The sequence below is a fragment of the Acinetobacter lwoffii genome (genome assembly GCF_024129715.1).
Taxonomy (GTDB): domain Bacteria; phylum Pseudomonadota; class Gammaproteobacteria; order Pseudomonadales; family Moraxellaceae; genus Acinetobacter; species Acinetobacter lwoffii_U.
In genome coordinates this window covers 1-6,649 of sequence record NZ_JAMXXM010000044.1, presented here as the reverse complement: position 1 = coordinate 6,649, position 6,649 = coordinate 1, and the positions used below count along the sequence as shown (strand labels likewise).

The window sequence follows — 6,649 nt, the reverse complement described above, 5'->3', positions numbered from 1 at the left end:
AGGATTGATTGCTGATTCTCTAGATATGTTTGCCGATGCAGCCGTTTATGGTATTGCGCTATATGCCGTCGGAAAAGCTGCGAAATATCAAGTGAAAGCAGCCCATTTCGCAGGTTGGATTCAGTTATTACTTGCTGTCATCGTGATTATTGATGTCATTAGACGATTCATGTTTGGAAGCGAGCCAGAATCAACGCTCATGATTGTTATTGGCCTGCTCGCACTTATAGCTAACGTGACATGCTTATATCTTATTTCTGGTCATCGAGAAGATGGCGCACATATGAAAGCCAGTTGGATTTTCTCGGCGAATGACGTTGTGGTAAATATGGGCGTTATATTTGCCGGTGTACTCGTGGCGTGGACGGGATCAGCTTACCCAGACTTAATCATTGGCATCCTGGTTTCTTTATTCGTGCTTAATGGTGCTCGAAAGATTTTGGCTTTGAAGTAAGAGTATCGAAAATGAATCTATTTCAAGTTAAACAAAATCAGATCGTCAAAATTAGAGATCTCAAAAAAGGTAATCAATACAGTCATACCACTGATCCCGTATTGGAACGGCTCCAACTATTAGGTTTTAGAGAGGGTGAAACTCTACAAGTACTCGCTAAAGGTGTTTTTGGCGGAGATCCTGTTTTAGTTCAAATTGAAACTTCAAGATTCGCATTAAGAAAGAATGAAGCTGAAAGAATTTTTGTAGAGTTAGTATCCAATGAAGATTAAGAACATTGCATTAGTCGGTAATCCAAATTGCGGAAAAACCTCTTTATTTAATACGCTTACTGGTACGCGACAAAAAGTTGCCAACTATGCTGGGGTTACCGTAGAAAGAAAAGAAGGTTCTTTTAAATTACCTTCTGGTGATGCAATACGAGTATTGGACTTACCCGGAACTTACAGTTTAAAACCTAGTAGTTTAGATGAAGAAGTCACCAGGGCAGTTTGTTTGGGCGAGCTAAAAGGTGAAATTCTACCCGATATTTTTATATGCGTTGTAGATGCCACAAATTTAAGCTTACATTTGAGCTTGGTTCTCGAAGTTCGTGCTCTAAATCGCCCTATGATTCTTGTATTAAATATGATGGATGAGGTCAAAAAGCGTGGTATTTCCATTGATAAGGATAAACTGTCTCAACTGTTAGGTATCCCTGTAGTTGAAGCTGTCGCAGTTAAAACAAAAGGAATTCAAGATTTAATTAATCAATTAGATCAAAAAAATCTTTTTATTACTCCTTATCATTCTGAATTAAGTCATTTTGAACAGGTCAAACAAATCACCAAACAAGTTATTTTAAATAATGACAGTGGTGATAAAAGAACCGCATTTCTAGATAAAATTTTTCTACATCCTGTATTGGGTTTAGTAATCTTAACTTTAACCATGTTTGTGATGTTCCAGGCGGTATTTATATGGGCAACGCCTTTTATTGAATTCATTGAAAATTTTGTCGCATGGCTCAGTGATTTTATTGGACCACTAATCCAACATCCTCTATTAAAAAGCTTGGTTGTGGATGGGGTAATTGCTGGTGCAGGTAGCGTGCTTGCATATATGCCTCAGATTTTGATTTTATTCTTCTTCATTTTAATGCTTGAAGAGTCAGGCTATTTACCCCGGGCAGCATTTCTTTTAGATAAATTAATGTCTAAAGCCGGGCTTAGCGGCCGTTCATTTATTCCTCTGCTATCCAGTTTTGCTTGTGCCATTCCCGGAATTATGGCAACCAGAAGTATCAGCTCTGAACGGGACCGATTAGCAACAATTATGATTGCACCCTTGATGACCTGTTCAGCAAGATTGCCAGTATATGCTTTATTGATCGCGGCATTTATTCCGAACCAATTAATCTACGGCTGGTTAAGTCTGCAAGGATTAGTCCTTTTTGGTCTTTATATGTCGGGAATAGTCTCAGCGTTATTAGTTTCAGTGTTTCTGAAATTGGTTCGAAAAGATAAAACTGAAAGTATTTTTATTTTTGAACTTCCCACATACCGAATTCCAGATATTAGAAATATTGCATTAGGCTTATATGATAGGGCAACTATTTTCTTAAAACGAGTTGGTGGCATTATCGTCGCACTGTCTATCTTGTTATGGGTGCTAGTCACGTTCCCTCAACCACCAGATAATGCAAGCATGCCGGCCATTAACTATAGTTTAGCTGGTCAGTTAGGGCATTTAATTCATCCTATATTTGCGCCTATTGGGTTTACATGGGAAATATGTATTGCACTCATTCCTGCTATGGCAGCAAGGGAAGTTGTAATTGCTGCTCTTGGGGTGATTTATGCGATGTCAGGTGATGAAGATACAGTAACTCAAAGTCTGTTAAGTCAAATTTCAGGCCCGGATGGATGGGGGTTAGCCACAGGTTTATCATTATTGGTATGGTTTATTTTTGCTCCCCATTGTCTTGCTACGTTAGCAACAATTAGACGAGAAACTGGCAGCTGGAAACAGCCCATCATTATGGCAACTTATTTGTTTGCATTAGCCTACATCTTTTCATTCATCACATATCAAGTTGCGAGTAATTTTTAATTAGCAAATGAATAAAATAAGGGAGCTAGCTCCCTTATTTTATTGAAATACTCACTATAAATGAAGCGCTTTTACAAGAAAAACTGTATAGATATCAATAATATTAAACAGCTTCCTAAGAAAACTTCTAATTTAATTATAAATTATGAAAGAGTTCCCTCTTTTTAGTGCAATTCATGAAATTAGGTTTAAATATCAAAAATTATGGCTTAATGAATAGCATGATCTTGTAGACACTTTTAGTGAAATAATAATCAAAATATTGGAATGCTCCCAGTAGCCTAGACACAAAACCGATTCTAAAATTCTTATACTCGATATGGATAATTATTCTGAAAATTTTTTAGTATTAATTTCTTGTAGATAAGTGAAGATCTCATCTACTGTAGCTCTCGCTGTTCTAGAAACGCCAATTAATGTTGCAGATGCCATACCTGTCCAATCTCCATATCCAACTAACCACAAGTTAGGTAACTTAATAGACCTTCCATTTTGAACTTCTACAAAGTTATCTCGCTCTACTATATCTATACTTTTTAGATGATTTAATGAAGCCTTAAATCCAGTACACCAAATAATCACATCAATTTTCTCTTTTTTTCCATCTGGCCAAATAACTGCATCTGTAGCTAAAGATTGAAAAGGTGGACGGCTATGTAAGACTCCTCTATTCTTTGCCTCTTTGACACTATCGATCATCACAATATCACCTAGGCCACCTATTGGCTGGTCAACTTTTCTTCCTTCTTGTTGTACTTTTAAACGCTCAGTTGCTCTTAAAAACAGTACTCGACCATCGACATCATCAGGTAAAAATTGAGGCGGAGTTTTTGTGACCCAAATGGTTTCAGCAACTTGTGAAACCTCAGCTAGTATTTGCGCGCCCGAATTCCCCCCACCCACCACGATGACTTTCTTATCTTTAAATGGATCTGCATTCAGGTAATGGGCTGAATGTAACTGCGTGCCTTGAAAGTTTTCCTGTCCCGGATAATCAGGAATAAACGGCTGGCGCCATGTCCCTGTTGCACTGACCACCACCTTGGCTCGCCAAAACTTTTCTCCAGCATATACGTCTAAATACTTTCCCTTCGATTCCACACGATCGACATGTACTGGACGAACAATCGAAAATTGATATCTCTGTTCATAAGCCGATAAATACTGGATCACCTCATTTCGTGTTGGATAGGTCTGTTCAGTGATGGGCATCATCCAACCGGATAGAGAACTCCAGGTATTAGGAGAAAAAAGACGCAATGACTCCCAGGTATGCAGCCAGGCACCCCCCGCTTGATTTTGCTCATCCAATATAATGAATGGGATTTTCTTGCGCTTTAAAAAATAAGCGGTAGATAAAGCGGCCTGCCCACCACCGATAATGATCACATCAGTTTCAGTCTGTTTCTGGTTCAAAGCCTTCACCTTTTCCTTATTTATCTCTGACTTCTTTAATGTAAAAACCCAATCATGAAGACTGGGTTTTTACAATATTCATTGTACCTTTAACAGCACTTCATCGGTACAGCATAAAAGTGTTACTGACCTGGCAATGAGGCGCAGTATTTAATACCATCCAGCATTTATAAACTGCGCTGATTTACACGCTTGGACAACTCTTCAGCCGATTCCTTGCGTTCAGAATAACGATCAGTCAGGTATTTGCTTTGACCACGAGTCAGTAGAGTGAACTTAAATAACTCTTCCATGACATCCACAATCCGGTCATAGAAAGCTGAAGGCTTCATTCGTCCATCTTCTTCGAATTCCAAGAAAGCTTTCGGAATTGAAGACTGATTTGGAATGGTGATCATCCGCATCCACCGCCCCAAAATACGCATCTGGTTCAGGCTGTTAAATGACTGTGATCCACCACTGACTTGCATCAAGGCAAGGGTTTTACCTTGGGTAGCACGGATTGCTCCTCCTGCAAGTGGAATCCAGTCTATTTGTGATTTAAAAATGGAACTCATAGAACCATGACGTTCAGGTGAACACCAGACCATACCTTCAGACCATGCAAGAAGCTCATGCAGTTCTTTTACTTTTGGATGCTCAGTATCCGCATCTTCTGGCAAAGGAAGGCCCCACAAGTGATAGATACAGATAAAGCACACATATGGAGGTGCTTTGTCACGGTTAAAATGGGAAAGAAAATGTCCACCAGATCTTGAGTACAGGCAGGTTAAGTATAAAAATAACGTGATCGAATGTAATCATGGCAAGCTAAAGCGGATCATTAGGGCCACTTTAGGATTCAAATCGATGAAGACGGCTATGCCACATGCATCTATTCAGATGGCATTAAACACCGATGATGTACAGACGAAGTAGTAGCAGCCGATCCTACTAAAAGAATAGCAAACGATAAAAACAGCGATAAGCATGTTTTTAACCACTGCATAAAAATAGACCAAAAATTAAGCTTTTTTAGTTTTACAGATTCGAAAATAAATAGTAATAATTCATGAATAGTAGCCGAAGCTACCATTCATGAATCCAAATCATACTATTTTAAAAAACTAATTCGATGCCTGCACCATATTTCCACCCTTTTTCGGAATTAGTAGCCTCTTGCATAAAAGTATCTTGCTGTCCTTTTTCATACTGATAAGCAATATCAATAAAAGGTTTAAATCGCTTAGTAATCTCATATCTAGTTTTGATACCAGTTTTTAGTTCTGATAAACCTGATTTTGCAGCATAGTTAGAATCATCGCTAAATATTACATCTGCTTCGATATAAGGTTGAGTAATAAGTTTCTGAGTTAAAAGCAAATCACGTTCTAATTCAAAACTTGCTCCCCAAAAATTATTCTCACCGCCATAAAGATATGCTTGTGTTTCAAAGAAATAAGGAGCTAGACCTAATATACCAATAACCCCATCCACTCGATCGCTGCTGCTGTTATTTTTATCTTCACTATATCTTACCCCAGCTTGTACATCCCAAAATGGGGCTACGTTACGGCTATAAAGTGCTGATACAGCATATTTTGGATCATTACTTTCTGACTTTTCCGAATTGGCTTCAATAAATAGACGATTTTCATCTGTTCCAATTAAAGTTTCAAACTTTGTTCCTAGGTTGCCCTTACCGTCTTCATCAACCATCCATTCATTTTCAAATTTTGTCGTTTGATAAATTTGTCCACCATGTTCTTTAAGATGATCATCATGAGATGGGGCTGATCTCTTTCTTGCGGTCAGAATAATATTATCTCCCCCATTTGCATTTTCCATTGAATAATATTCTGGATACAATTCTTGGGGGCTATATCTTAAGCCACCAGACTCCTGTAATAAGACTCTCATACCATTTGTAATATTACTTTCTTGTTCCGAAGTGCTGCTATTAGCAAAAGTTAAGTTTGATATACTTATTAATGCAATTGATAAGACTGTTTTTGAGAAGAAATTCTTAGTGATTTGCATGTGGATTTACTCCCTTCTCACTTATTGGGGGCTGAGCAACAGTCTTTGTAGAATTACCATCTTCCACTTGAGCTACAATGAGTTTATTCATCATTCCTGCACTCATATGGTAAAGCAGGTGACAATGAATAGCCCACTCACCTAACTCATCAGCTGTGAGTAGAGTGGTTATCGTTTTCCCAGGTGGAACAATTACCGTATGTTTGTTTGGCATATTGCTTGGATCCTGACCATTCTCAAGCTGCATAAACATGCCATGTAAGTGCATTGGGTGAGCCATCATACTGTCATTGACAAATTTTAAGCGAATACGTTCACCATACTTCACCACTAGTGGGTCGGCTTCATTAAATTTTTTACCATTTATTGTCCAAATATAACGCTCCATGTTTCCACCAAGACGGATCTCTATTTCACGTTCAGCTGCACGAGTGTCTTTTTGAGGATCTAACGATTGCAAATCACTATATTGCAATGCTTTATTACCTTCAGGTGTTGAAGCATTTGCCCATCCAAATACGGTATTATCATTCTTGTCTGAAGCCGCCTTAACAGTAGCGCTATTCATCGGCATATCATGATTCATGCCTTTCATAGAAGACATATCATGATCCATACCTTTCATAGAAGACATATCGTGATTCATGCCTTTCATAGAAGACATATCAT

At 38.3% G+C, this 6,649-nt stretch carries 7 protein-coding genes and 2 pseudogenes; 4 read left to right on the top strand and 5 right to left on the bottom strand.

All coding sequences use genetic code 11. The features are described 5' to 3' along the window. The 3 genes from NI462_RS14520 to feoB all read left to right on the top strand — a co-directional run. Positions 1-454 (top strand): cation efflux transmembrane domain-containing protein (locus NI462_RS14520; RefSeq protein ID WP_253161193.1); only part of this gene is annotated, 454 nt, incomplete at its 5' end. A gap of 11 nt (positions 455-465) precedes the next feature. Continuing rightward, on the top strand, positions 466-726 hold the full coding sequence (locus NI462_RS14515; protein ID WP_004665962.1) for a FeoA family protein: 261 nt from the start codon (positions 466-468) through the stop codon (positions 724-726). Then, complete coding sequence (gene feoB / locus NI462_RS14510; protein WP_026444403.1) at positions 716-2,545, top strand: ferrous iron transporter B; 1,830 nt, start codon at positions 716-718, stop codon at positions 2,543-2,545. The genes NI462_RS14515 and feoB overlap by 11 nt, the downstream gene beginning before the upstream one ends. A 327-nt stretch (positions 2,546-2,872) precedes the next feature. On the opposite strand, the gene NI462_RS14505 is transcribed toward feoB, so the two are convergent. After that, entirely contained in the window at positions 2,873-3,961 is a 1,089-nt protein-coding gene (locus NI462_RS14505) for an ArsO family NAD(P)H-dependent flavin-containing monooxygenase (protein WP_253161190.1), read from the bottom strand. Positions 3,962-4,128: 167 nt separating this feature from the next. Beyond that, entirely contained in the window at positions 4,129-4,623 is a 495-nt protein-coding gene (arsH, locus tag NI462_RS14500; RefSeq protein WP_010117055.1) for an arsenical resistance protein ArsH, read from the bottom strand. A gap of 6 nt (positions 4,624-4,629) precedes the next feature. On the opposite strand from arsH, the pseudogene NI462_RS14495 reads away from it, so the two are divergent. Continuing rightward, positions 4,630-4,822 (top strand): annotated as a pseudogene (locus NI462_RS14495) (DDE-type integrase/transposase/recombinase); the annotation flags it as partial. Positions 4,823-4,838: 16 nt separating this feature from the next. On the opposite strand, the pseudogene NI462_RS14490 reads toward NI462_RS14495, so the two are convergent. The 3 genes and pseudogenes from NI462_RS14490 to NI462_RS14480 form a co-directional block, all read right to left on the bottom strand. Next, positions 4,839-5,036: pseudogene (locus NI462_RS14490) on the bottom strand (hypothetical protein); the annotation flags it as partial. A gap of 23 nt (positions 5,037-5,059) precedes the next feature. Further along, positions 5,060-5,980, bottom strand: coding sequence for a copper resistance protein B (locus NI462_RS14485; protein WP_074947800.1), 921 nt, complete (start codon positions 5,978-5,980; stop codon positions 5,060-5,062). Next, positions 5,967-6,649, bottom strand: a 683-nt coding sequence (locus NI462_RS14480) for a multicopper oxidase domain-containing protein (protein ID WP_253161188.1), incomplete at its 5' end; no start/stop codon positions are given. The genes NI462_RS14480 and NI462_RS14485, both read right to left, overlap by 14 nt.

What these genes read in the sequence shown, in the direction of transcription:
- NI462_RS14485 (WP_074947800.1), bottom strand. Translation starts at nt 5,980, where the DNA reads ATGCAAATCACTAAGAATTTCTTCTCAAAAACAGTCTTATCAATTGCA.
- feoB (WP_026444403.1), top strand. Translation starts at nt 716, where the DNA reads ATGAAGATTAAGAACATTGCATTAGTCGGTAATCCAAATTGCGGAAAA.
- NI462_RS14515 (WP_004665962.1), top strand. Translation starts at nt 466, where the DNA reads ATGAATCTATTTCAAGTTAAACAAAATCAGATCGTCAAAATTAGAGAT.